At 55.9% G+C, this 24,849-nt stretch carries 23 protein-coding genes and 1 tRNA gene; 16 read left to right on the plus strand and 8 right to left on the minus strand.

Annotated elements, in window-relative coordinates; all coding sequences use genetic code 11:
* Positions 1–480 precede the first annotated feature (480 nt).
* The 5 genes from RTP97_RS06185 to RTP97_RS06205 all read left to right on the plus strand — a co-directional run bounded on the left by RTP97_RS06185 (position 481) and on the right by RTP97_RS06205 (position 4,098).
* Positions 481–612, plus strand: coding sequence for a hypothetical protein (locus RTP97_RS06185; protein ID WP_312411890.1), 132 nt, complete (start codon positions 481–483; stop codon positions 610–612).
* Positions 612–887 (plus strand): ogr/Delta-like zinc finger family protein, encoded by a 276-nt coding sequence (locus tag RTP97_RS06190; protein ID WP_312411893.1) that lies wholly within the window; start codon positions 612–614, stop codon positions 885–887. Before RTP97_RS06185 ends, RTP97_RS06190 begins: the two co-directional genes overlap by 1 nt.
* A 15-nt stretch (positions 888–902) precedes the next feature.
* Entirely contained in the window at positions 903–1,715 is an 813-nt protein-coding gene (locus RTP97_RS06195) for a hypothetical protein (RefSeq protein WP_312411896.1), read from the plus strand.
* A 520-nt stretch (positions 1,716–2,235) separates the two neighbouring features.
* Positions 2,236–2,523 carry a hypothetical protein gene (locus tag RTP97_RS06200; protein WP_312411898.1) on the plus strand — a complete coding sequence of 96 codons (288 nt, stop codon included), beginning with the start codon at positions 2,236–2,238 and terminating at the stop codon, positions 2,521–2,523.
* A 315-nt stretch (positions 2,524–2,838) separates the two neighbouring features.
* Entirely contained in the window at positions 2,839–4,098 is a 1,260-nt protein-coding gene (locus tag RTP97_RS06205; protein WP_312411899.1) for a HEPN domain-containing protein, read from the plus strand.
* Positions 4,099–4,158: 60 nt separating this feature from the next.
* Here RTP97_RS06205 and RTP97_RS06210 read toward each other — a convergent pair whose 3' ends face one another.
* Positions 4,159–5,409 (minus strand): phage integrase central domain-containing protein, encoded by a 1,251-nt coding sequence (locus tag RTP97_RS06210; protein ID WP_312411900.1) that lies wholly within the window; start codon positions 5,407–5,409, stop codon positions 4,159–4,161.
* Positions 5,410–5,572: 163 nt separating this feature from the next.
* Positions 5,573–5,657, minus strand: a tRNA-Leu gene (locus tag RTP97_RS06215).
* A 230-nt stretch (positions 5,658–5,887) separates the two neighbouring features.
* On the opposite strand from RTP97_RS06215, the gene RTP97_RS06220 reads away from it, so the two are divergent.
* Complete coding sequence (locus RTP97_RS06220; RefSeq protein WP_312229457.1) at positions 5,888–6,907, plus strand: NAD(P)-dependent alcohol dehydrogenase; 1,020 nt, start codon at positions 5,888–5,890, stop codon at positions 6,905–6,907.
* Between the two features lie 41 nt (positions 6,908–6,948).
* Here the strand turns inward: RTP97_RS06220 and RTP97_RS06225 are convergent, their stop codons facing one another.
* The 3 genes from RTP97_RS06225 to lptF form a co-directional block, all read right to left on the minus strand.
* Positions 6,949–8,592: a dihydroxyacetone kinase subunit DhaK gene (locus tag RTP97_RS06225; RefSeq protein WP_312411902.1), complete on the minus strand. Its 1,644-nt coding sequence runs from the start codon at positions 8,590–8,592 to the stop codon at positions 6,949–6,951.
* A gap of 107 nt (positions 8,593–8,699) precedes the next feature.
* The gene (gene lptG, locus RTP97_RS06230) at positions 8,700–9,782 is read right to left on the minus strand and encodes an LPS export ABC transporter permease LptG (RefSeq protein ID WP_312212524.1); all 1,083 of its coding nucleotides are present in this window, start codon (positions 9,780–9,782) and stop codon (positions 8,700–8,702) included.
* Complete coding sequence (gene lptF / locus RTP97_RS06235; protein WP_312411904.1) at positions 9,782–10,882, minus strand: LPS export ABC transporter permease LptF; 1,101 nt, start codon at positions 10,880–10,882, stop codon at positions 9,782–9,784. The genes lptG and lptF overlap by 1 nt, the downstream gene beginning before the upstream one ends.
* A 256-nt stretch (positions 10,883–11,138) precedes the next feature.
* On the opposite strand from lptF, the gene pepA reads away from it, so the two are divergent.
* The 4 genes from pepA (at position 11,139) to RTP97_RS06255 (ending at position 16,584) form a co-directional block, all read left to right on the plus strand.
* Positions 11,139–12,650 carry a leucyl aminopeptidase gene (gene pepA, locus RTP97_RS06240; protein WP_312411907.1) on the plus strand — a complete coding sequence of 504 codons (1,512 nt, stop codon included), beginning with the start codon at positions 11,139–11,141 and terminating at the stop codon, positions 12,648–12,650.
* 84 nt (positions 12,651–12,734) lie between these two features.
* A complete protein-coding gene (holC, locus tag RTP97_RS06245; RefSeq protein ID WP_312411910.1) occupies positions 12,735–13,166 on the plus strand; it encodes a DNA polymerase III subunit chi in 432 nt (143 codons plus the stop codon).
* Positions 13,166–16,021: a valine--tRNA ligase gene (locus RTP97_RS06250; RefSeq protein ID WP_312411913.1), complete on the plus strand. Its 2,856-nt coding sequence runs from the start codon at positions 13,166–13,168 to the stop codon at positions 16,019–16,021. The genes holC and RTP97_RS06250 overlap by 1 nt, the downstream gene beginning before the upstream one ends.
* A gap of 56 nt (positions 16,022–16,077) precedes the next feature.
* Positions 16,078–16,584, plus strand: a complete 507-nt coding sequence (locus RTP97_RS06255; RefSeq protein ID WP_312212519.1) for a GNAT family N-acetyltransferase — start codon at positions 16,078–16,080, stop codon at positions 16,582–16,584.
* A gap of 1 nt (position 16,585) precedes the next feature.
* Here the strand turns inward: RTP97_RS06255 and miaE are convergent, their stop codons facing one another.
* Both miaE and rraB read right to left on the minus strand, forming a co-directional pair.
* Entirely contained in the window at positions 16,586–17,344 is a 759-nt protein-coding gene (gene miaE, locus RTP97_RS06260; protein WP_409455925.1) for a tRNA isopentenyl-2-thiomethyl-A-37 hydroxylase MiaE, read from the minus strand.
* A 77-nt stretch (positions 17,345–17,421) separates the two neighbouring features.
* Positions 17,422–17,847, minus strand: a complete 426-nt coding sequence (rraB, locus tag RTP97_RS06265) for a ribonuclease E inhibitor RraB (RefSeq protein WP_312411917.1) — start codon at positions 17,845–17,847, stop codon at positions 17,422–17,424.
* Positions 17,848–17,967: 120 nt separating this feature from the next.
* Between rraB and argL the strand changes: the two genes are divergently transcribed.
* Both argL and argF (RTP97_RS06270) read left to right on the plus strand, forming a co-directional pair.
* Positions 17,968–18,042 carry a putative translational regulatory protein ArgL gene (gene argL / locus RTP97_RS21415; protein ID WP_409455927.1) on the plus strand — a complete coding sequence of 25 codons (75 nt, stop codon included), beginning with the start codon at positions 17,968–17,970 and terminating at the stop codon, positions 18,040–18,042.
* Entirely contained in the window at positions 18,012–19,016 is a 1,005-nt protein-coding gene (gene argF, locus RTP97_RS06270) for an ornithine carbamoyltransferase (protein WP_312411919.1), read from the plus strand. The genes argL and argF (RTP97_RS06270) overlap by 31 nt, the downstream gene beginning before the upstream one ends.
* A 58-nt stretch (positions 19,017–19,074) precedes the next feature.
* On the opposite strand, the gene RTP97_RS06275 is transcribed toward argF (RTP97_RS06270), so the two are convergent.
* Entirely contained in the window at positions 19,075–19,527 is a 453-nt protein-coding gene (locus RTP97_RS06275; RefSeq protein WP_312411921.1) for a YhcH/YjgK/YiaL family protein, read from the minus strand.
* A 667-nt stretch (positions 19,528–20,194) separates the two neighbouring features.
* Between RTP97_RS06275 and arcA the strand changes: the two genes are divergently transcribed.
* Genes arcA through RTP97_RS06295 form a run of 4 tightly spaced genes read left to right on the plus strand, consistent with a single transcriptional unit; the run spans position 20,195 to position 24,837 of the window.
* Complete coding sequence (arcA, locus tag RTP97_RS06280; RefSeq protein ID WP_312411923.1) at positions 20,195–21,415, plus strand: arginine deiminase; 1,221 nt, start codon at positions 20,195–20,197, stop codon at positions 21,413–21,415.
* Between the two features lie 15 nt (positions 21,416–21,430).
* Positions 21,431–22,360 carry a carbamate kinase gene (locus RTP97_RS06285; RefSeq protein ID WP_312411925.1) on the plus strand — a complete coding sequence of 310 codons (930 nt, stop codon included), beginning with the start codon at positions 21,431–21,433 and terminating at the stop codon, positions 22,358–22,360.
* Between the two features lie 18 nt (positions 22,361–22,378).
* Entirely contained in the window at positions 22,379–23,383 is a 1,005-nt protein-coding gene (argF, locus tag RTP97_RS06290) for an ornithine carbamoyltransferase (protein ID WP_312411928.1), read from the plus strand.
* Positions 23,384–23,433: 50 nt separating this feature from the next.
* On the plus strand, positions 23,434–24,837 hold the full coding sequence (locus RTP97_RS06295; RefSeq protein ID WP_312411930.1) for a YfcC family protein: 1,404 nt from the start codon (positions 23,434–23,436) through the stop codon (positions 24,835–24,837).
* Positions 24,838–24,849 lie beyond the last annotated feature (12 nt).

Here is a 24,849-nt window from a genome sequence, read left to right on the forward strand (position 1 = left end):
TATTGCAACAAGGCGAAAATCCATTGTAACCATGACAGGACTGGTCAAAAAAAAGCCACTCGTCGAATATTAGCGAATAATGTGCAATACGATGCAGCGGGGGGCAGTCTGAAAATGTAAAGCTTTTACTATCAATTAATAAGAAGACTATTAACAGGAAGAAACATTCAAAAAGTTCGATCCTGTGTTTTTAATGTTCTTGAAGAATGGTGAACAGTGGTGAACAGACGATGAACAGTCGAAACTTCAACTGTTCACCCTTTATCTTACTGTATTAACTATATTTTTATTTATGGTGAACAGTGGTGAATAGTAAAAGATAAAAAAACAAACATCGAGTATGGTTTTCCTGTGACCTTTCCCTGGCTGGCCAGAAGAAGGGCTTTTTGTCTCAGTCGTCACACAATGTCATTTAGTGGCACCGCCTGTGCCAGCCCAGGCACAATTGACTTACTGAAAACGCCCTTACAGGAAGCCGATATGACTAATACCGCTTTATCTTTTCCCGCTGCCACGCAGGTAGTGCTCAATAAGGACAGTCACGCGCCGTCACCTGCCGCCTTTCACAAGATCATGACCCGCCAGGCCGTACAGCAGAAGGAAGACATCTGATGGCCCTGAAATGTCCAGAGTGCGGCCAGGTGGCTTACACCCGCACCAGCTCTTATGAGGCACCGTCCGTCAAGCGCACCTGGTATCAGTGCCGGAACCTCGACTGCTCCTGCACGTTCACTGCACTGGAGAGCGTCGAGAAAATCATTATGAAGCCGCATAAATCCGTGGCGGCAGAACCGGAACCGCGGAGCGATGTCCCGGTGCTTCAGCCGCAGACGCTGGGTCGCTACGGCTCGGCCTACACCCATAAAGACCGTCACGCACAGCCCTGACAGAGAGAAAAAAGCATGACACAGCAGAACATGACAGAAGAAAAGATTAAGGCAACCGCTGAACTCGTTGGCTCGCTCGTGGCAAGAAGCCAGAAGCCATTGCAGGATGAGGGATGGCTCCTGGAGCTGCCCGAGGCCGACGTTATCAGCCACACGACCGCGTTGTTGAAGGACCTTCCCGCTGACTGGCAGGCCCGCGTACAGGACCTCCAGTGTAAACTGTTCGCCTGGCTGGAGGCAAAAAAGGCAGAAGCCGCCGCTGAGGACAGCATCAGCGCGCTGCGCCAGCGTAAGGCCGAAACGGAGCAGGCAAGCCAGGACAACCGTGCGCGCTTTCGTGAACTGCTTGAGCAAAACGGCGGCACCGTCACGCCGGAAATGAAAGCGCTGCGCGCAGAATATCTGGAGCAGCAGGAAACGGCATCTGACCTTACCGGACTGATTGCCGAAAGGGAAAAGCAGCTACCCGCGCTGGCCGATGCTACCGGACGTAAGGCAAATGCCTATGTGTTCTGCCATGACGGCATTATGGACGAGCGTATTGACACGCTCATCGATGAATTTTTTATGGTGAATGGCGTTGAACTCGGCAGCTTATTCAGAATGAAATACAGCCAGTTTGAGCGAAACGGATCGGTCCATGCGGCAGGCGTGATTGAGGGAGCGAACGACGCGGATACTCTGTATCGTAAATTTGCCGTGAACCTCATTGAGAAGTGGACGCATAAGAACCTGCCGCTAATGTTCCGGGATAACGTCATCAGCCTGACTGGCGCTTATCCTGTCAGGGGAGCCAGAACCGACCGGCGCAAGCGCAAAATTTTCTGAGTCTCTGCTTTAGAATCTTATGATGCCCGGCAATATGCCGGGCTTTTTTGTGCTTGCACTCATCAGCGTGAGCGTGCATGTCTATGCTGCATGAAAACGCATGAGTCTCAGGCACCCAAAAGCGGCAGCAAAGGCCAGCAGCGGCGCAGGCCGGAGCCACTCATGCAGGTGCAGGAAAACAGCTGCATGAAGTGCGCAGGCGTGGCGGGGCTACGAGAGCGCGCAACAGGGTTAAATGGTGCCAATCGTACAATTCTCGATGAGCCAGCAAGGTCCGGAGGGGGGCAAATCTCGCTGCTTTGGGGCACTGGAGGAACGCAAGGTTCGAGAGCGAAGAGTGGCGGGCCAGTGCAGAGCGACGCGGCAGAGAGCATTACAGGGGCTTAGGTTGAGGTCGGCATAAGAGGGGGCGAAATAAACAACCGTTATCGTCGGTGAGGGGAGTGAGGATTAACCCTCTGGCTCGCTCAGCTCGTAGTATTCAAAGGTGAGTAAAAGCATGACGCTCGCGTGGTGATAGTTGCGAAAAGTTCACGTCCGCAAAAAAACTGAATTACACCTGCTGGGGCGCAGAACTGTCCGCTCCGTAGACTGTTTAAAAATGCCTGAAGATCCTGCCTTTTTTGTGAAACAGCCATGCATGCATAAGGTGCATGGTTTTGCATGCGTTTTAACCATATTGAATCCCCCGCCAGTATCAGCACTGGTGCGCCCGGAGGCCGTTCATGCCTCTGCATTAAAAGCGGTTTTCAAGCTGGCAGGCGTGGCGGGGAGAGCATTGCGCGCCAGCGGTAAAGTGCTTATTTAATTTAACGGCCTGCGGGCGTCTCTATGCTGTGCGGGTTTGCGGTAGTGTCAGTGCGTAGTACAGGGATATTAGAGCGAGTTGAGAGCTTCCAAGAAGGCCAGGTAAGGGGGAGAAAAAGACGTACACCGGAGGAAAGTACCCATTTTAACGTCCCAAGGTGTAGCTTTTCAGCAGTTCACCTATAACCTCAACATCGCTCATTTTGCACGGTGATGCCCTGAGCCCATCGATATTACTTGGTGATCGGGTACTAGAGCCTGTATTGTAACAACACAGCCACATCCCCCATTCAATAAACATATTTAAGGAGAACTAATGGAAGGGAAAAACTACACCTCTGAATATCTGTTGATTTTCTCAGAAGAAAGAAAGCTAATGCAAAATGAAGAGGATTTAATAAGAGGCCTTCAACTTAACCAAAACTTAAGGATAGAAAAAAAGGGGTCCAACAACACCATCACATTTCATAACACTGAGTTTTCCCTAAACGTAAAGAAAATAAAGTCAAAAAATGAAGCTTACCGTAGCTATCTTATTGATATTTGCAACCTGACTGAGGTTTCAAATGAGAGAGAAAAACTAGCAATTAGAGACCTAAATAAAGAAGTCATTGCTACAATTAGAGAATTACAACACTCACAACTTAATACGCTTAGAGATGACTTAGCAACTGAATTTTCTATTGAAGGCTACAAGCACATACATGAAATAGAAAATAAAATGAGAAAATTAATAACCATTTTTATGTCTACGAAAGTAGGCTTGGAGTGGATTAAGTCAAACATTCCACAAGAAGTCATAGATTCAATCAAAAATAAAGACGTTAAATCTGAAACTCAATCACTGAACACATTCCTTTCAGAAACGGATTTCATTCAGCTTTCCAAGTTTTTATTCGATAAGTATAGTACAATCAAAACAGCCGATGTTCATCGGATTTTAAATAGCACAAAAAAAACCATTGACGTTGAAAAGCTAATGGACTTTGTCCCTAAGAGTAACTGGCAACGATATTTCTCCCCTGAAGTTTATTCAGAAAGCACCGATTCTAAAGAGCGAAATAAAAAAGAAGAAAAACTTATTGACGATTGGGAATCTTTGTATGATCTGAGAAATAAAGTTGCACACAACCGTTTTATTACTTATGAGGAAATGAGACAAATTATTAGAAAAAAAAATGATATCAATGAAGTTATCAATGAAGCATTTAATGCCATTGAGGAAATAGAAATAACTGAACAACAAGAAGCAGAAATAAAATCAGAGTTAAAAACGACCATTCATGAAAAAACTGGAGAAAGTGTAGACATTAGTAAAAACGATGACGCCGATAATAAGTCAGCAGATAAAAAACTTATAGCTGATGGAGAACACCACATAAGCAAGCTAACAAGATACATATATATGAATATTCATGATTCATACAAAAAAGAACTAAGAAAATATAGAAACAAACTAAACAAAGCAGTTGAGAATTACAAATTCTCAAATGACGACACTCTTACGCATAATTTGCTGGAGCTGGAGTTAAATCGGGTAAAAGATTATTTAAAGACATTAAATGCCGTTATTTAGTAAAATAAAACAGGGGCATCACGCCCCTTGATCAATAAAAAAAACAAAAATAATATGATATCATTTAGCAAACTCATAAGGAGATACTAATTTAATTCTATTCTCATCAAGGTAATCAGCCCACCACTGCACCATTAACCTGCGTTCATCCAAATGCTCAGATGTATGAATATAAGCTGCACGTACATTATTACGCTCTGAATGGCTCAACTGTCGTTCTATCGCGTCATCACTCCATAAGCCTGATTCACCAAGCGCACCCCGCGCCATCGTCCTGAATCCGTGCCCGCAGACCTCAGTTTTCGTATCATATCCCATCGCACGTAATGCGCTGTTTACCGTGTTTTCACTCATGACTTTAGTTGCGTCATGATCCCCTGGAAAAAGCAGATCTTTATCACCACTAATCTGCTTAAGCTGCTCTAACAAAATCATCGCCTGCCGACTAAGCGGAACGATATGCTCCTCTTTCATCTTCATTCCACGATACGAATAACGCACGCCTTTAATTTCTTCACGTTTCGCAGGAACGTGCCATAGCGATTTATCAAAATCAAACTCATCCCAACGCGCGAAACGTAACTCACTGGAACGCACGAAAGTGAGTAACGAAAGCTCGACCGCAATCCGTGTCATTACACGGCCACGATATGCAGCAAGACGAGTAAGAAACTCTGGGAACCGGCTGGAGGGTAAAGCGGGGTAATGTCGCGCTTTGGTTGTCGATAGCGCACCGGCCATATCACTGGCTGGATTTGAGTCGATGTAATCATTCTGTACGGCGTAACGCATTATGGCTGTGACACGCTGTTGCAGGCGCTGAGCAACATCATGCTTACCACTGGCATCAACTTTTTTAATCGGGGCTAACAGGTGACTGGTTTTGAGCTGGCGAATGTCGGACGAACCGATATGAGGGAAAATATAAAGCTCAAGATAGCGAAGAACGCGCGATCGATGGTCTTCGCTCCAGCGCTTGTTACTGTCATGCCATTCACGAGCGATAGTTTCGAAAGTATATGCCCCCGAATTCTCAGCCTGAGCTTCTTTCTGTTCGGCTTTTGGGTCAATGCCCTGCACTAACAGCTTTTTAGCTTCATCTCGCTTTGCTCTTGCCTGCGCGAGCGTCACTGTAGGCCACACACCAAAAGCGAGGCGATCCTCTTTTTTGTCAGAGGGGCGTCGGTATTTCATGCGCCAGTATTTAGAACCCTTGGCCGAAACCTCGAGATACAAACCGCCGCCATCGGCCATTTTGTAAGTTTTGTCTTTTGGCTTTGCGGTCTCGACCTGTCTGGCGTTGAGCTTCATTTGGGGGCACATTTCTAATCGAAGTTAAGATGCCCCCAATTATGCCCCCAATGACATCCGGATTTCAACGGACAACCTCGGACGACTCAGGACGTAAAAATCGCTGCAAGCATTGATTTTTAAGGGGTAATTGGACTTTCTCGGATGGTCTTGGAAGTACTAATGGTGCCGAAGGCCGGACTCGAACCGGCACGTATTTCTACGGTTGATTTTGAATCAACTGCGTCTACCGATTTCGCCACTCCGGCACTGAAGAGGTATGCGGAAAACTTCGAGAATTATACCCGTCGCACGCTACCATGCAAGCGCCAGCGTACTCAGACCTAGCTAAGTGTTGAAAAAAACAGCGGTAATCACAGTTCCTTGCCGTACCCCTCCTTCTCTCAATTCTCTTTTCCCATCTCGCACCTTCCGCCCATGCGCCGCCCTACCCCATGCTCTACACTTCCTACTCAACGCTGAACCTGAGGAAACCACAATGAGCACAATAAAAAGCTATGCCGCGAAAGAAGCTGGGAGCGAACTGGAGCTATACGAGTACGATCCTGGCGAACTGCAGGCGGGGGACGTTGAGGTACAGGTAGACTACTGCGGGATCTGCCACTCTGACCTGTCGATGATCGACAACGAGTGGGGCATGTCCCAGTATCCGCTGATCGCCGGGCATGAGGTGATTGGTCGCGTAGTGGCCCTGGGCAGCGCGGCGCAGGACAAAGGTCTGAAGGTAGGCCAGCGGGTAGGTATCGGCTGGACGGCGCGCAGCTGCGGCCACTGCGATGCCTGTATCAGCGGCAACCAGATCAACTGTCTGGAAGGCGCGACGCCGACCATCCTTAACCACGGCGGCTTTGCTGATAAGCTGCGCGCCGACTGGCAGTGGGTGATCCCGCTTCCGGACAGCATCGATATTGAATCCGCCGGGCCGATGCTCTGCGGCGGCATCACGGTGTTTAAACCGCTCCTGATGCACCACATCACCGCCACCAGCCGCGTCGGGGTGATCGGTATCGGCGGACTGGGTCATATCGCCATCAAGCTGCTGCACGCCATGGGCTGCGAGGTGACGGCGTTCAGCTCTAACCCGGCGAAGGAGCAGGAGGTGCTGCGGTTCGGGGCGGATAAGGTGGTGAACAGCCGCGATCCAGAGGCGTTAAAAGCCCTGGCGGGCCAGTTCGATCTGATTATCAACACCGTTAACGTCGATCTCGACTGGCAGCCCTACTTCGAGGCGCTGGCCCACGGCGGTAACTTCCACACCGTCGGCGCGGTGCTGAAGCCCCTTCCGGTTCCGGCCTTTACCCTGATCGGTGGCGACCGCAGCATCTCCGGTTCAGCAACCGGGACGCCGTACGAGCTGCGCAAGCTGCTGCGCTTTGCCGGTCGCAGCAAGGTTGCCCCGCAGACCGAGATGTTCCCGATGTCGCAGATCAACGAGGCCCTGCAGCACGTTCGTGATGGCAAGGCCCGTTATCGCGTGGTGCTGAAAGCGGATTTTTAAATCGTAAATGCCCGGCGGCGCGTAGCTTGCCGGGCCTACCGTTAGACCTTCACTAAAGCAGCAAAGACCTCGGCTACCGCTACTGCACCTGGATCGGTGACGCCCGTCAGGCTGTCGCTGTTAACGTACGACGAGCGCCCCGCCCCCGCTTTCTGCATCGCGGCGGTGCTCTCTGCACCCTCTTTAGCGGCCGCAACCGCAGCGCTAAGATCCTGGCTCTGCAACGCCTCCAGAGCAGGCTGTAGCGCGTCGATCAGCGTCCGGTCACCCAGATCTGCCCCACCGTAGTGTTTCATCTGCTTGAGGCCTTTCAGGAGCGCATCGGCGATGCTGGCCCCGTCGTGGATCGCCTGTCCGGCAGCGGTGAAGAATATCGACATCAGCACCCCGCTGGAGCCGCCCATCACCGTCGCCAATCGCTCGCCGATGAGCTGGAAGAGCTGGGCGCTGTTGTCCAGCGGCAGCTTGCCCTGCTCGAGCTGCTGGGCGATATCCCGCGCCCCTTCGGCAAAGGTCGAGCCGGTGTCGCCGTCGCCGACTTTGGCATCCAGCGCGTTGAGCCGGTTCTCGAGGCTAATCAGCGTCTCGGTGGCGGCTTTAACTATGGCGCTAACTTGGGGGTTGTCGGAGGGCTGGGTCTCGATGCCGGTGCTAATCGCGTTGTGCTTAACCGTGCGCACCGGGGCAAAGGCCACCGGTTTTTGCCAGCCGACGGTCTCGACGTCCGCGTTAAGGGCGCGCTCAAACTCATCGTTGAGGCGCAGCAGCGAGAGCGAGAACCCTTTCATATCCAGGGAGCTGACCAGCGGCGCGGGGCCAATGAGGTAGGCAATCTGATCCTTCAGCGCCGAGTGCGCCAGCTCTTTGGTGAGCAGAGCCATCTCCAGCGCCGAGACGCCGCCGAGGTTGTTGATCAGCACCGCCACGCGATCGTTACCCGCCTGCGCCTTCAGCGGCTCGACGAGGGTATCAATGAGGGTTTTGCTGTTGTGAGAGTCAACGGTGCTGGCCCCCGGCTCGCCGTGAATGCCGAGGCCCAGCTCGACCTTGCCGCGCTGGATGCGGTTCTCCTCCTCTTCGCCGCTGCCCGGCAGGTTGCAGGTCTCCATCGCCAGCCCGAGGCTCCAGACGCTGTCGCTGGCCTGCTGGGCTATGGCCCGCACCTCGCCGAGGGATTTACCCTGCTCGGCGGCGTGGCCTGCAATCTTATGCACCAGCGCCGTTCCGGCGATGCCACGCGGCTGCTTGTTATCCGGCAGGGCGATGTCGTCGGCGACGATCACCATCTCCACCTTCAGGCCGTGACGTTTGGCTTTCTCAGCCGCAAGGCCGAAGTTGAGGCGATCCCCGGTGTAGTTTTTGACGATCAGCAGGCAGCCGCGATCGCCGGTAACGGCGACGATGGCGTTAAGCACGGCATCGACGCTGGGGGAGGCGAAGACGTCCCCGCAGACGGCGGCGGTGAGCATCCCTTTGCCGACGAAGCCCGCGTGGGCTGGCTCGTGGCCGGAGCCGCCGCCGGAGATGACCGCCACGCGGCCCTTATCCCAGTCGCCACGCGCAACGATGCGGATAGCAGGATCGATATCGAGACGCACCAGGTTAGCGTGCGGCGCGGAGATAATTAAGCCTTCGATGGCATCATTGACCAGCTGCTTGCGGTCGTTGAAGAAAAATTTGGACATAGCTTCCCGAGCGGTTAATTAATCGTAAGGAAAGCATAGACGGTGTGACGAAGCGCAAAGTATGAAAGCGCAATTTCCCCCGCCCAAAAAGAGCGGGGGAGGCAAGATTACGCCCGACGCATCATCAGCCAGACGCTGATGGCAAAGAACGAAGCGCTCGGCAGCAGCGCGCCGATAATCGGCGGAATGCCGTATACCAGCGTCAGCGGGCCGAAGATCTGATCCAGCACGTAGAAGACAAAGCCGAAGCTGATCCCGGTGACCACCCGCACGCCCATCGGCACGCTGCGCAGCGGGCCAAAGATGAACGACAGCGCCATCAGCATCATGACTGCCACCGACAGCGGCTGGAAGATCTTACTCCACATGTTGAGCTGGTAGCGGCCAGAGTCCTGCCCGGTTGACTTCAGATACTTCACATAGTCGCGCAGGCCGCTGATGGAGAGCGCATCCGGCTCCAGGGCGACTACACCCAGCTTGTCCGGCGTCAGGTTGGTCTTCCAGGTGCCGCTCACGGTCTGGGAGCCGGTAATCTGCTTCGGATCTTGCAGGTTAGACTCGTCCACCTGCGACAGTTTCCAGACCTTCTGCTGCTCATCAAACGCCGCGTGCGCCGCGTAGCGCACCGACTGCAGGCGACGCTGATCGTTGAAGCTGTAGATGCTCACGCCGTTCAGCTCGCTGTTGCCAGAAACCTGCTGGATATAGACAAAGCTGTTGCCATCTTTGGCCCACAGCCCCTGCTGGGTAGAGAGCATTGCGCCGCCGTAGATGGCCTGGGCACGGTAGTTACGCGCCATCTGCTCGCCCTGCGGCGCGACCCACTCCCCAATCGCCATGGTCAGCAGCACCAGCGGGATCGCCGTCTTCATGACCGACAGCGCCACCTGGAAACGGGTAAAGCCAGAGGCCTGCATCACTACCAGCTCGCTGCGCTGGGCCAGCATCCCCAGCCCCAACAGTGCGCCCAGCAGGGCCGCCATCGGGAAGAAGATCTGGATATCTTTTGGAATGCTGAGCACGGTGTACATCCCCGCGCCCATCGCATCGTAGCTCCCCTGCCCGGCGCGTTTGAGCTGATCGACAAACTTGATGATGCCCGAGAGCGACACCAGCATGAACAGCGTCATCATGATGGTGGTGAAGATGGTCTTACCGATATAGCGATCGAGTACGCCAAAAGCCTGCATTATAACGCTCCTTTACGCACGAAACGGGCGCGTATCCGGCGCATCGGCACCGTATCCCACAGGTTCAGCGCAATCGCCAATGCCAGATAGAACAGGTTAACTGCCCACATCCAGATCATCGGATCGAGCTTGCCCTTGCCGCCGTTAGACTTCAGCGAGGTCTGAACCAGGAAGAAGACCAGATAGAGCAGCATCGCTGGCAGCATAGAGAGCACCCGGCCCTGGCGCGGGTTAACCACGCTGAGCGGCACCACCATCAGCGCCATCACGAATACGGCGAAGATGAGGGTTAAGCGCCAGTGCAGCTCCGCGCTCGCCCGCGGCGTGTCGGTGCGCATCAGGGTGCGCATGTCCATCTGCTCGGTATCGTCCGGATCCAGCGCCACCGCCTGATGGCCCACAATCGCCTGGTAGTCCTGGAAGTCGGTGATGCGGAAGTCGCGCAGCAGCGCGGTGCCTTCGAAGCGCGTTCCTTTGGTGAGGGTCACCACCTGCGAGCCGTCTTTACGCTGTGCCAGCTGGCCGGAGTCGGCGACGACCACCGATGGGCGGGCGTTGCCTTTAGGACGCAGCTGCGCGAGGAAGACGTCGTGGAAGCTGCTGCCGCTCACGCTCTCGATAAACAGCACTGAGTTGCCGTCGGTGGCCTGCTGGAACTGGCCCTGAGCCAGCGCCGCCATGCCAGGGTTGGCTTTGGCCTCCGCCAGCACTTCATCCTGATGACGCGAGGACCACGGCCCGGCCCACATCACGTTAACGGTGGCCAGAATGCCGGTGAAGATGACCAGCACCATCGCCGCCTTCACCAGCACAGCCTTGCTCAGGCCGCAGGCGTGCATCACCGTGATCTCGCTGTCGGTGTAGAGCTTGCCAAACGTCATCAGCAGCCCAAGGAAGAGGCTAAGCGGCAGGATCAGCTGCGCCATTTCAGGTACGCCCAGCCCCAGTAAGGAGAGCACCAGATTTGTCGGGATATCACCGTCAACGGCTGCGCCTAAGATCCGCACCAATTTCTGACAGAAGAAGATCAGAAGCAGGATGAATAAGATCGCAAGTTGACTTTTTAGCGTCTCCCGAACTAGATATCTTATGATTATCACTATAAATACGCCCGTAAAAACCCGTCTTTTTGCAGGAAAATCGCTTGTTTCATGGCTTAAACGTCATTTATTCTCTTGAGTCGTCGAAAGCATCGCTAAGATATAAGAAACTCAGCGGATGCACGTTTCAGGATATGTTCTGACGTGTCGAACTAAGATTAACACGAAGTCACCGCAACAGCGGACATGAGTTACGAAAGCTTGCAATTCTATCCGTAGCCCCGGCTGTTGTCTTTAAGATTCAGGAGCGTAGTGCATGGAGTTCAGTGTAAAAAGCGGTAGCCCGGAGAAACAGCGGAGTGCCTGCATCGTGGTTGGCGTATTTGAACCGCGCCGGCTCTCCCCTATCGCCGAGCAGCTCGATAAAATCAGCGACGGCTACATCAGCGCGCTGCTGCGCCGTGGAGAGCTGGAAGGCAAGCCGGGACAGACGTTGTTGCTGCACCATGTTCCTAACGTCCTGTCAGAGCGCATTTTGCTGATTGGCTGTGGGAAAGAGCGTGAGCTGGACGAGCGCCAGTACAAGCAGGTTATTCAGAAAACCATTAATACGCTGAATGATACCGGCTCGATGGAGGCGGTCTGCTTCCTGACCGAACTGCACGTTAAAGGACGCAACACCTACTGGAAAGTGCGCCAGGCGGTAGAGACGGCAAAAGAGACGCTCTACAGCTTCGATCAGCTGAAAACCAATAAATCCGAGCCGCGTCGTCCGCTGCGCAAGATGGTCTTCAACGTGCCCACTCGCCGGGAGCTGACCAGCGGCGAACGTGCGATCCAGCACGGTCTGGCGATCGCCTGCGGCATTAAAGCGGCGAAAGATCTCAGCAACATGCCGCCCAATATCTGTAACGCAGGTTATCTTGCGTCGCAGGCGCGCCAGCTGGCGGACTCCAACAGCGAGAACATCACCACCCGGGTGATCGGCGAGCAGCAGATGCGCGAGCTGGGGATGCACTCCTACCTGGCAGTGGGCCAGGGTTCGCAGAACGAATCCCTGATGTCGGTCATCGAGTACAAGGGCAGCAGCGATGCCGACGCGCGTCCGATTGTGCTGGTGGGTAAAGGGCTGACCTTTGACTCCGGCGGCATCTCCATCAAGCCAGCCGAAGGCATGGATGAGATGAAGTACGACATGTGCGGCGCAGCGGCGGTGTACGGCGTGATGCGCATGGTCGCCGAGCTGAAGCTGCCGCTGAACGTGGTGGGCGTGCTGGCAGGATGTGAGAACATGCCCGGTGGCCGCGCCTTCCGTCCAGGGGACGTCCTGACCACCATGTCCGGCCAGACCGTGGAAGTGCTGAACACCGATGCCGAAGGGCGTCTGGTGCTGTGCGACGTCCTGACCTACGTTGAGCGCTTCGATCCGGAGCTGGTGATCGACATCGCCACCCTGACCGGCGCGTGCGTGATTGCCCTCGGCCATCACATCACCGGCCTGATGTCGAACCACAACCCTCTGGCCCACGAGCTGATCGGCGCGTCCGAGCAGGCAGGGGATCGCGCATGGCGTCTGCCGATGAGCGACGAGTACTACGAGCAGCTGGAGTCGAACTTTGCCGATATGGCCAACATCGGCGGGCGTCCCGGTGGGGCGATCACCGCTGGCTGCTTCCTGTCGCGCTTTACCCGGAAGTACAACTGGGCACACCTCGACATCGCCGGGACCGCATGGCGCTCTGGTAAAGCCAAAGGCGCAACCGGCCGTCCTGTGGCCCTGCTGTCGCAGTTCCTGCTGAACCGCGCTGGTTTTAACGGCGAAGAGTAAACGTAATACGGCAGTAAATCGTAGGCCGGGTAAGCGTAGCGCCACCCGGCTTCGCATTTAAAGTGACCACAAGAAGCCCCATATATGAAAAACGCAACGTTTTACCTTCTTGATCACGATGGCTTAGACGCAGTAGAAGCGCTGGTGTGTGAGCTGGCCGCCGAACGCTGGCGCAACGGCAAGCGTATCCTCATTGCCTGCGAGGATGAGCGGCAGGCGATTCGCCTCGACGAGGCCCTCTGGGCGCGTCCGGCGGAGAGCTTTGTGCCGCATAATCTGGCAGGCGAAGGCCCACGCGGCGGTGCGCCAGTGGAGATCGCTTGGCCGCAAAAACGCAACAGCAGCCCGCGCGATCTGCTGATCAGCCTGCGGGTAAACTTTGCAGATTTTGCCACCGCTTTCACAGAAGTGGTAGACTTCGTTCCTCACGAAGAAACTCTGAAACAACTGGCTCGCGAGCGCTATAAGGCCTATCGCCTGGCTGGTTTCAACCTGAACACGGCAACCTGGAAATAATGGAAAAGACATATAACCCCCAAGATATCGAACAGCCGCTTTACGAGCACTGGGAGCAGCAGGGCTACTTCAAACCGAATGGCGATGATAGCCAGGAGAGCTTCTGCATCATGATCCCGCCGCCGAACGTGACCGGCAGTTTGCATATGGGCCACGCCTTCCAGCAGACCATCATGGATACCATGATCCGCTACCAGCGCATGCAGGGCAAAAACACCCTGTGGCAGGCCGGGACCGACCATGCGGGCATTGCGACCCAGATGGTGGTTGAGCGTAAGATTGCCGCTGAAGAGGGAAAAACCCGTCACGACTACGGTCGCGATGCCTTCATCGACAAAATTTGGCAGTGGAAGGCAGAGTCCGGTGGCACCATCACCCGTCAGATGCGCCGTCTCGGCAACTCCGTGGACTGGGAGCGCGAGCGCTTCACCATGGACGAAGGCCTCTCCAACGCCGTGAAAGAGGTGTTCGTTCGCCTCTATAAAGAAGATCTGATCTACCGTGGCAAGCGCCTGGTGAACTGGGATCCGAAGCTGCGCACCGCGATTTCCGACCTGGAAGTTGAGAACCGCGAATCGAAAGGTTCCATGTGGCACATCCGCTACCCGCTGGCCGACGGCGCGAAAACCGCCGACGGTAAAGATTACCTGGTGGTGGCGACCACCCGTCCGGAGACCCTGCTGGGGGATACCGGCGTCGCGGTGAACCCGGAAGATCCGCGCTACAAAGATCTGATCGGCAAATTCGTGGTGCTGCCGCTGGTGAACCGTCGTATTCCGATTGTAGGCGACGAGCACGCCGACATGGAGAAAGGCACCGGCTGCGTGAAGATCACCCCGGCGCACGACTTTAACGACTACGAAGTGGGCCGTCGTCACGCCCTGCCGATGATCAACATCCTGACCTTTGACGGCGATATTCGTGAAAGCGCCGAGGTGTACGACACCAAAGGCAACGAATCCGACGTCTACTCCAGCGAGATCCCGGCAGCGTTCCAGAACCTGGAGCGCTTTGCTGCCCGTAAAGCGGTGGTAGCTGCCGTTGACGCCCTTGGCCTGCTGGAAGAGATCAAACCGCACGACCTGACCGTACCGTACGGCGACCGTGGCGGCGTAGTGATCGAGCCGATGCTGACCGACCAGTGGTACGTCCGCGCCGACGTGCTGGCAAAACCGGCTGTGGAAGCGGTTGAGAACGGCGACATTCAGTTCGTGCCGAAGCAGTACGAGAACATGTACTTCTCCTGGATGCGCGATATTCAGGACTGGTGTATCTCCCGTCAGCTGTGGTGGGGCCACCGTATCCCGGCCTGGTACGACAGCGAAGGCAACGTCTTCGTTGGCCGTACGGAAGAGGAAGTGCGTCAGGAGAACAACCTGAGCGCCGACGTCGCCCTGCGCCAGGACGAAGACGTGCTGGACACCTGGTTCTCCTCTGCGCTGTGGACCTTCTCTACCCTCGGCTGGCCGGAGAACACCGACGCTCTGCGTCAGTTCCACCCGACCTCGGTGATGGTCTCCGGCTTCGACATCATCTTCTTCTGGATCGCCCGCATGATCATGATGACCATGCACTTCATCAAAGATGAAGATGGCAAGCCGCAGATCCCGTTCAAGACCATCTACATGACCGGTCTGATCCGCGACGACGAAGGCCAGAAGATGTCCAAATCCAAGGGCAACGTTATCGATCCGCTGGATATGGTGGACGGTATCTCTCTGGCGGATCTGCTGGAGAAGCGTACCGGCAACATGATGCAGCCGCAGCTGGCCGAGAAAATTGCCAAGCGCACCGAGAAGCAGTTCCCGAACGGCATCGAGCCGCACGGCACCGATGCCCTGCGCTTTACCCTGGCGGCGCTGGCCTCTACCGGCCGCGACATCAACTGGGACATGAAGCGCCTGGAAGGCTACCGTAACTTCTGTAACAAGCTGTGGAACGCCAGCCGCTTTGTGCTGATGAACACCGAAGAGCAGGATTGCGGCTTCAACGGCGGCGAGATGACCCTCTCCCTGGCGGATCGCTGGATCCGTGCCGAGTTTAACCAGACGGTGAAAGCCTTCCGTGAAGCGCTGGACAGCTACCGCTTCGATATTGCTGCGGGCATCCTGTATGAGTTCACCTGGAACCAGTTCTGTGACTGGTATCTGGAGCTGACCAAGCCGGTGATGAACGGTGGATCTGAAGCGGAACTGCGTGGCACGCGCAACACCCTGGTCACGGTGCTGGAAGGTCTGCTGCGTCTGGCGCATCCGATCATCCCGTTCATTACCGAAACCATCTGGCAGCGCGTGAAGGTGCTGACCGGTAACACCGCTGACACTATCATGCTGCAACCCTTCCCGGCATTCGATGCCGCCCAGGTTGATGAAGCCGCGGTAGCGGATACCGAGTGGCTGAAGCAGGCGATTATTGCGGTGCGTAACATCCGCGCCGAGATGAACCTCTCCCCGGCTAAACCGCTGGAGCTACTGCTGCGCGGCTGCAGCAGCGATGCGGCACGTCGTGTGAACGACAACCGCAGCTTCCTGCAGACCCTGGCGCGTCTGGAGAGCATCACCCTGCTGCCTGCCGATGATAAAGGTCCGGTCTCCGTGACCAAGATCGTCGACGGCGCAGAGCTGCTGATCCCGATGGCTGGCCTGATCGACAAGGCAGCCGAGCTGGAGCGTCTGGCGAAAGAAGTTGCTAAGGTTGAAGCAGAGATCGGTCGTATCGAGAGCAAACTGGGGAACGAAGGCTTCGTAGCGCGCGCGCCGGAAGCGGTCGTTGCCAAAGAGCGTGAGCGTCTGACCGCCCTGGCCGAAGCGAAAGTTAAACTCGCCGAACAGCAGAGCGTTATCAGCGCGCTGTAATCGCGTTCGCCCCTTACCTCTCTGGTAAGGGGCACTTATCAACGAAGAGCCTCACCATGAATGTTGCAACCGCCACTCAACTGCACATGCGCCGCATCACGCCTGAAGACAACGCGGCTATCGCCGCCGTTATTCGCCAGGTGTCGGCGGAGTATGGCCTGACCGCCGACAAGGGCTATACCGTTGCCGATCCCAATCTTGATGAGCTGTACGCCCTCTACAGCCAGCCGGGCCACGCCTACTGGGTGATTGAGCAGGATGGCCAGGTCGTGGGCGGCGGCGGCATCGCACCGCTCCAGTGCAGCGAACCCGATATCTGTGAATTGCAGAAGATGTACTTCCTGCCCGCCGTACGCGGCAAGGGGATGGCGAAAAAGCTGGCGCTCGCCGCGCTGGATCACGCTCGTGCGCAGGGTTTTACCCGCTGCTATCTGGAGACCACCGCCTTCCTGAAAGAAGCGATTGGCCTCTATGAGCATCTGGGCTTTGAACACATCGACGGACCGCTGGGCTGTACCGGGCACGTCGACTGTGAAGTGCGGATGTTAAAATCGCTGGCCTGAATCAGGCCGGCACGCCGCTGTGAAAACGAAACTCGCTGTCGGGAGTTGAGATAAGCGCAGCCTCCACCTCGCCAAAAAAGCGCACCCGCGGCGTGATATCCTGCGGTGAGATCGCCTGGGCCAGGGTCAGGTAGTCCTCGTAGTGGCGCGCCTCGGATCGCAGCAGCGACAGATAGAACTTCTGCAGATCCTCGTCGAGGTACGGTGCCAGGGCGGCAAAGCGCTCGCAGGAGCGGGCCTCGATATAGGCCCCGCAGATCAGCTTATCAATCAGCGTTAGCGGCTCGTGAGTCCGCACCTCCTTCAGCATCCCTTTGGCGTAGCGGCTGGCGGTGATTTTGACGTAGGGAATGTTCCGCGCCGTCATCGCCTCGCGCACCTGCCAGAAGTGGTGCAGCTCCTCTTTAATCAGCAGTACCATGCTGTCGATCAGCAGGCGGCCCCAGGGATCGTCCGTCTGCGGCATCACGCCCTTACCAATCTGCCGGTGCAGAGCGACAAAGTCCGGCTCCGGCCCCTCACGAAAGGTGAAGGCTTCGTAGGGCTTAAGCCACGCCAGCAGCGTATCGCCGCCGCTTTTATCCGCCACATATTTGCGCACCAGCAGCATCGCCGTCTGCGCGGCCTTAAGCTCGCACACCATATGGTCAGTCAGCAGCAGGGGAAGGTTTGCCGGGTCGCGGGCTTTATCAATCCATGCCTGAGGCGTTGGGCAGTGCAGGAAGTGGTGTATTGGGGAGAGTATCTGGGCGTAGTCCATGGAGTTCCTTGCAGTGCGGCAGCAGGCGCTGCCGCACGAACAATCAAAGCCTGTTACTTAATTGCTGACTTAATTACTTAGTGGCGAGTACCGTCATCATCTTCGTCGACGTAGTCTTCATCGTCTTCGTCATCGCCCTCTTCGCCGTTGGGATCTTCGTAGTAGGTGCCCCAGCCGTCGTACTCAACTTCAAACTTCTCTGCCAGGGTCATCAGCTGCTCTACCTGAGCGTCGATCAGATCGGCATTCAGCGCGCACTCGCTCAGAATGTCGCAGCAGATCACCGTGTCGCCCTCTTCCACTTCCAGCTCTTCCGGCTCGGTCACTTCATAACCCATTTTGAACGCCTCTACCGCCACTTTCTCCAGCGTATCAAAATCGTCAGCGGAGAGATGGTGCTCGATGGTGTAGAGCGCATCAGGATCGCTACCGTCCTCCAGCAGCTCTTCAATAATCAAACGGGTCTCTTCACGCTGCTCTTCCAGATGTTCCTGGTTTGCCATAGCTTGTTCCTCATAATGTGCGGCAGATACTCTTATTTTCACATACCGTTGCCAATGCCTCCACTCCTGACGGAAAAGATTTGTTAAACAGACTTGCAAATGAATATTTAGACATATAAATTGAATTTTAATTCAATTATTGGCCTGCGCCATGTGAGGGAAACATGTCTGCGTTCTACCAGAAACACTTTTTAAAACTGCTCGACTTTACCCCTGCCGAAATTCACGCTCTGCTCCAGCTCGCCGCCCAGCTCAAAAACGATAAGAAACAAGGTACTGAAGTACCGAAGCTGGCTGGTAAAAATATCGCGCTCATCTTCGAAAAAGACTCAACCCGCACCCGATGCTCTTTCGAAGTTGCCGCCTACGACCAGGGCGCTCGCGTTACCTATCTCGGGCCGAGCGGGAGCCAGATCGGGCATAAAGAGTCAATTAAGGACACTGCCCGCGTGTTGGGCCGCATGTATGACGGCATTCAGTATCGCGGTCATGGACAGGAGATCGTCGAGGCACTGGCGGAATTCGCCGGCGTGCCGGTGTGGAACGGCCTCACCAACGAGTTTCATCCGACCCAGCTGCTGGCGGATCTGCTGACCATGCAGGAGCACCTGCCGGGCAAAGCCCTTAACGAGATGACGCTGGTCTATGCGGGAGACGCGCGCAACAACATGGGTAACTCGATGCTGGAGGCCGCCGCGCTGGTGGGGCTGGATCTGCGTCTGGTGGCACCCCAGGCCTGCTGGCCGGAAGAGAGCCTGGTAACCGAGTGCAGCGCCCTTGCGCAGCAGAACGGCGGCAGCATCACCCTGACCGAGGATATTGCCGAGGGGGTGAAAGGCGCAGACTTTATCTATACCGACGTGTGGGTATCGATGGGCGAAGCCAAAGAGAAGTGGGCCGAGCGCATCGCGCTGCTGCGCGACTATCAGGTAAATAGTCAGATGCTGACCCTGACCGGCAATACGCAGGTGAAGTTCCTGCACTGCCTGCCCGCCTTCCACGACGACCAGACCGCCCTTGGCAAACAAATGGCGGAGACCTATGGCCTGCACGGCGGCATGGAGGTGACCGACGAGGTGTTTGAGTCGCCAAACAGCATCGTGTTCGACCAGGCGGAAAACCGCATGCACACCATCAAAGCGGTGATGGTCGCCACCCTCGCCGAGTAAAACTTTCGTTGCCGTAGGCCGGGCAAGCGCTAGCGCCGCCCGGCGTTTACGTGGCTTATTACGCCACCAGCAGCTTCACGACCACCTTACGCACCTGGGCCGGATTGCCCACCGCGCATAGCGGCTTATGCACCTCGCCCGGATAGAAGACCACGAAATCCCCTTCGCTGAGCACCACGGTCTTCTCCTGCTCACCTTCCGGCAGAAACGCGATATCCTTATCCGCCAGCCAGTCGGTGTCCGGTGTCCCGGCGGGCAACGTGCTGTAGGTCATCCCCTCCTGGCCTTTCAGTACGATCTGGATATCCAGATAGCGGGCATGATACTCCGCGCTGCGTTTGGCAAACGGCTCGGTCATATCTTCCGAGAGCAGGAAGAAGAGGCGCGAGCCGTCGATATCGTGCTTGCCCGTCGGCGTCGTGTCGTTAACGTGCTGTTTGACGTACTCAATGGCCTGGGCCAGCTCCTGCGGCAGCCAGGATTGCAGGTTGTGAATGTTGCCTGTGATCATGCGTAACCTCTCGATATAAAACATCGTTTCATTTTTAACGTTTATACGAGAATTTCGGCTACCCTACCACTGCTTTTTGCCGAAGCCTTGCGGTAGCGCATGTTTATCGGTAGAGAAGTTAAATTTATGTTAGTACTTACGGCAATACTATGCGCGCTCTCTGCATAAGCGCTGCCTCGAACGCTTATCTCATCAAAATATCCTGCTGAATAAAGAGTATAAATAAAAAAACATTTCGCCGGATCACATATCATTACTTCATCAATACCCGCACCGCTCGAGATATTTATTTTTCTTTTTCACTGCGTCTAAAAATAAAAATACAAACTCTATGCATAAACATTCAAATATGCAGATAACTATTTATTTTTCAAATAGATATTTACGTGAATAGCGAGGCAATATCTACATATCATTAACAATCCAGAATATTAAAAATGATTAGTGCGTAGCGATGCATGGCGTTCTCTAAACTAAAAATAGATTCTCTGAACGATCTCAAACAACCTGACCAGGGTTATTCCACAATCTCTCCCTCGTGAACAGAATCACATTATTAATGCAACAGACATCTACTATATCCACGAAATCCAGCGAACCCCGTGCGTTATGAAATCACTCGTTTCATAACCTCCCCTCTTATTGCCGGAAAACGTAAGGAATAGTTATGGAAAAACACTACGTCGGATCGGAAGTGGGTCAGTTACGTAGCGTCATGCTGCATCGTCCAAATCTGAGTTTAAAAAGGCTAACCCCATCAAATTGTCAGGAGCTGTTATTTGATGATGTATTATCCGTTGAGCGCGCCGGTGAAGAGCACGATATTTTCGCTGATACGCTGCGTGAGCAGGGCGTTGAGGTTCTGTTACTTACCGATCTATTAACCGAAACCCTGAATACACCAGAGGCTAAGGCCTGGCTGCTGCAAACCCAGGTATCTGATTACCGCCTGGGGCCAGCCTTTGCCAGCGATATGCGCGGCTGGCTGGCGGATATGCCCCACCGGGAACTGGCTCGGCGTTTAAGCGGCGGGCTGACCTACGGTGAAATACCGGCTTCGATTAACAATATGGTTGTCGATATTCATACCTCAAATGATTTTATTATGAAGCCGCTGCCAAACCACCTCTTTACCCGCGACACCTCCTGCTGGATATATAACGGCGTCTCGATTAATCCCATGGCGAAACCGGCCCGCCAGCGCGAAACCAATAATCTGCGGGCCATCTACCGCTGGCACCCGCACTTTATTAACGGTGAATTTATTAAATATTTCGGCGATGAAGATATCAATTACGACCACGCCACCCTTGAAGGGGGCGATGTATTAGTCATTGGTCGGGGTACGGTATTAATCGGCATGTCTGAACGTACTACGCCGCAAGGGATTGAGTTCCTGGCCTCCGCCCTCTTTACGCACCGCCAGGCCGAACGCGTTATCGTCGTCGAGCTGCCAAAACATCGCTCCTGTATGCACCTCGACACGGTGATGACCCATATCGATATCGATACCTTCTCCGTCTACCCGGAAGTCGTGCGCCCGGACGTACAGTGCTGGACGCTGACGCCGGACGGTCACGGCGGGATCGCCCGTCGCCAGGAGACCACCCTGCTGCGGGCGCTGGAGAAAGCGCTTGGCGTCACGGAGATCCAGCTCATCACCACCGGTGGCGATGCCTTTGAAGCCGAGCGCGAGCAGTGGAACGACGCTAATAACGTGCTGACTCTGCGCCCTGGGGTGGTGATCGGTTACGAGCGCAACGTCTGGACCAACGAGAAATATGACAAGGCAGGGATTACCGTTCTGCCGATCCCCGGCGATGAGCTGGGACGCGGGCGCGGCGGTGCACGCTGCATGAGCTGTCCGCTGGAACGCGATGCGATTTAAGGCAAGGAGCAGAGAATGAAAACCGAGATAAAGCCTACCCTCGTGGTTGCTCTTGGCGGCAACGCCCTGCTGAAACGCGGCGAGCCGCTGGAAGCCGCCATTCAACGCAAGAATATCGATCTGGCAGCCGGCGTGATTGCCCAGCTTACCCGTCATTGGCGAGTGGTGCTGGTACACGGCAACGGGCCACAGGTGGGACTGTTGGCGCTGCAAAACAGTGCCTATAGCGCCGTCACGCCCTACCCGCTGGATGTTTTAGGGGCCGAGAGCCAGGGGATGATTGGCTACATGCTGCAACAGTCGCTGAAAAATAAGCTTCCCGACTGTGAAGTGAGCGTCCTGCTTACTCAGGTAGCGGTGGATCCCGCCGACCCTGCCCTCGCCAATCCCACCAAATACATTGGTCCGGTTTATGACCAACCGCAGGCCGACGCGCTGGCTGCCGAAAAAGGGTGGTGCTTTAAGGCCGACGGCCGCTATTTCCGCCGTGTCGTCCCCTCCCCACAGCCGATGCGCATTGTCGATCGCGATGCTATTGAGGCGCTCCTCCAGCGCGGTCACCTGGTGATCTGCAACGGCGGCGGCGGCGTGCCGGTGGTTGAAAAAGCTGACGGCTACCACGGTATTGAAGCGGTCATTGATAAAGACCTCTCCGCCGCGCTGCTGGCCCGCCAGTTGGAGGCCGACGCGCTGCTGATCCTCACCGATGCCGACGCGGTCTATCTCCACTGGGGTACGCCGGAGCAGCGCCCGCTCACCCACGCCACGCCGCAGCAGCTCAGCGGATTCACCTTCGACGCCGGTTCGATGGGACCGAAAGTCGCCGCCTGCTGCCGCTTTGTTAAGACCTGTGACGGCATCGCCGGGATCGGCTCTCTGGCAGATGGCCTGGCCATTCTTGCCGGCGAGCGCGGGACCCTGATCCGCAACGATCCTCTTCAATAAACAGATTAAGGACAATTTATGAACATCTCTTTGAAAAAACGTAATTTCCTGAAGCTGCTGGATTTTACAGCAGACGAGATCCACTTCCTGATCGATTTAGCAGTGGAGCTAAAAGCCGCCAAAAAAGAGGGCCGTGAAAAGCAGACCCTGCGCGGTAAAAACATTGCGCTGATCTTCGAGAAAAGCTCTACCCGCACCCGCTGCGCTTTTGAAGTCGGCGCGTTTGATCAGGGCGCGCAGGTGACCTATATCGGACCGAGCGGCTCGCAGATTGGCCATAAGGAGTCTATGAAAGACACCGCACGCGTGCTCGGTCGCATGTACGATGGCATTGAGTATCGCGGCTATGGACAGGCGATAGTCGAAGAGCTGGGGGAATACGCTGGCGTCCCGGTGTGGAACGGCCTGACCAACGAGTTTCACCCTACGCAGATCCTTGCCGATCTGATGACCATGCTGGAGCACGCCCCAGGTAAACGCCTCTCTGAGCTGCGCTTTGCCTACCTGGGCGATGCGCGGAACAACATGGGCAACAGCCTGATGGTTGGCGCAGCCAAAATGGGCATGGACATCCGGCTGGTGGCCCCGAAAGCGTTCTGGCCGGAAGAGGCGCTGGTGGCGCAGTGCCGGGAGATTGCGTGGGAAACCGGGGCAAAAATCACCCTGACCGAAAGCGTTGCTGAGGGTGTCGCCGGCGTTGATTTCCTCTACACCGACGTGTGGGTCTCCATGGGCGAGCCGAAAGAGGCGTGGGGCGAGCGTGTCAGCCTGATGAAGCCCTATCAGGTGAATCAGCAGGTCATTGAGGCCACCGGCAATCCGCAGGTGAAATTTATGCACTGCCTGCCCGCCTTCCATAACGAGCACACCACCGTAGGACGCGACATTGAGCTGGCCTACGGGCTGAAGGGGCTGGAGGTCACCGAGGAGGTGTTCGAATCCGCCCACTCTATTGTGTTCGATGAAGCAGAGAACCGGATGCACACCATCAAAGCGGTGATGGTGGCGACCCTCGGCGAGTAACCACCCCGGGCGTCGCGGCATCTGCGACGCCCATACAGGGAGATAACCCTATGCGCAGATTCAAATTCCCCTCTGCCTACACCATTCTGTTTGTATTGATTGCGCTGGTTGCCGCGCTGAGCTGGATCGTCCCGGCCGGGCACTACCAGATGGTGATGAATGAGACACTTGGTAAAGAAGTTCCCGTCGCAGGGACCTATGCGCCCGTTGCCGCCCAGCCGCAGGGGATCGTTGCCGTTATTATGGCTCCCATCAGCGGCCTGTACGATCCCGATACTGGCCAGGCGGGCGCCATTGACGTTGCGCTGTTTGTGCTGATCATCGGCGGCTTTCTGGGGCTCGTCAATAAAACCGGGGCCATCGACGCCGGGATCGAACGCGTCACGCAGAAGCTCAGCGGCCGCGAAGAGTGGATGATCCCGATCCTGATGGGGCTGTTTGCCGCCGGCGGCACGATCTACGGCATGGCGGAGGAGTCGCTGCCGTTCTACACCCTGCTGGTACCGGTCATGATGGCGGCACGCTTCGATCCGCTGGTGGCCGCCTCAACCGTCCTGCTGGGCGCGGGGATCGGCACCCTCGGCTCCACCATTAACCCCTTCGCCACGGTGATTGCCGCCAACGCTGCAGGCATTCCGTTTACTCACGGCATCTGGTTGCGCGTGGCGCTGCTGGCAGCGGGCTGGCTTATCTGCGTCGCGTGGGTGATGCGCTATGCGCGTCTGGTGCGGCAGGATCCCAGCCGCTCTATCGTTGCGGACAAGCAGGAGGAGAACCTCGCCCACTTCATGGGCGGCAAGCGCCAGCAGGATCTGGCCTTCACCGGCACGCGCAAGCTTATCCTGGTCATCTTCGCCCTCGCGTTTGCGGTGATGATCTACGGCGTAGCGGTGCTGGGCTGGTGGATGGGGCAGATCTCCGGCGTCTTTCTCGCCGCGGCCATTATCACCGGCCTGCTGGCCCGCATGAGCGAGGAGGAGCTGACCGCCACCTTTATTGACGGCGCGCGGGATCTGCTGGGCGTGGCGTTAATTATCGGCATCGCCCGCGGCATCGTGGTGGTGATGGACAAGGGCATGATCACCCATACCATCCTGCACAGCGCCGAAGGCGTGGTGAGCGGCCTCTCCAGCGTGGTGTTTATCAACGTGATGTACTGGCTGGAGGTGGTGCTCTCTTTTCTGGTGCCCTCCTCTTCCGGGCTGGCGGTGCTGACGATGCCGATCATGGCTCCGCTGGCGGACTTTGCCCGCGTCGATCGCGATCTGGTGGTTACCACCTACCAGGCCGCGTCCGGCATTGTCAATCTGATCACCCCCACCTCGGCGGTGGTGATGGGCGGACTGGCCATTGCCCGCGTGCCCTACGTCCGCTATCTGAAATGGGTCGCGCCGCTGCTGCTGATCTTGACCGTATTGATCTGCCTGATATTAAGCCTCGGCGCGCTGCTTTAACGTCCACAGGGA

The sequence above is a fragment of the Pseudescherichia sp. genome (assembly GCF_031998825.1).
Lineage (GTDB): Bacteria > Pseudomonadota > Gammaproteobacteria > Enterobacterales > Enterobacteriaceae > Pseudescherichia.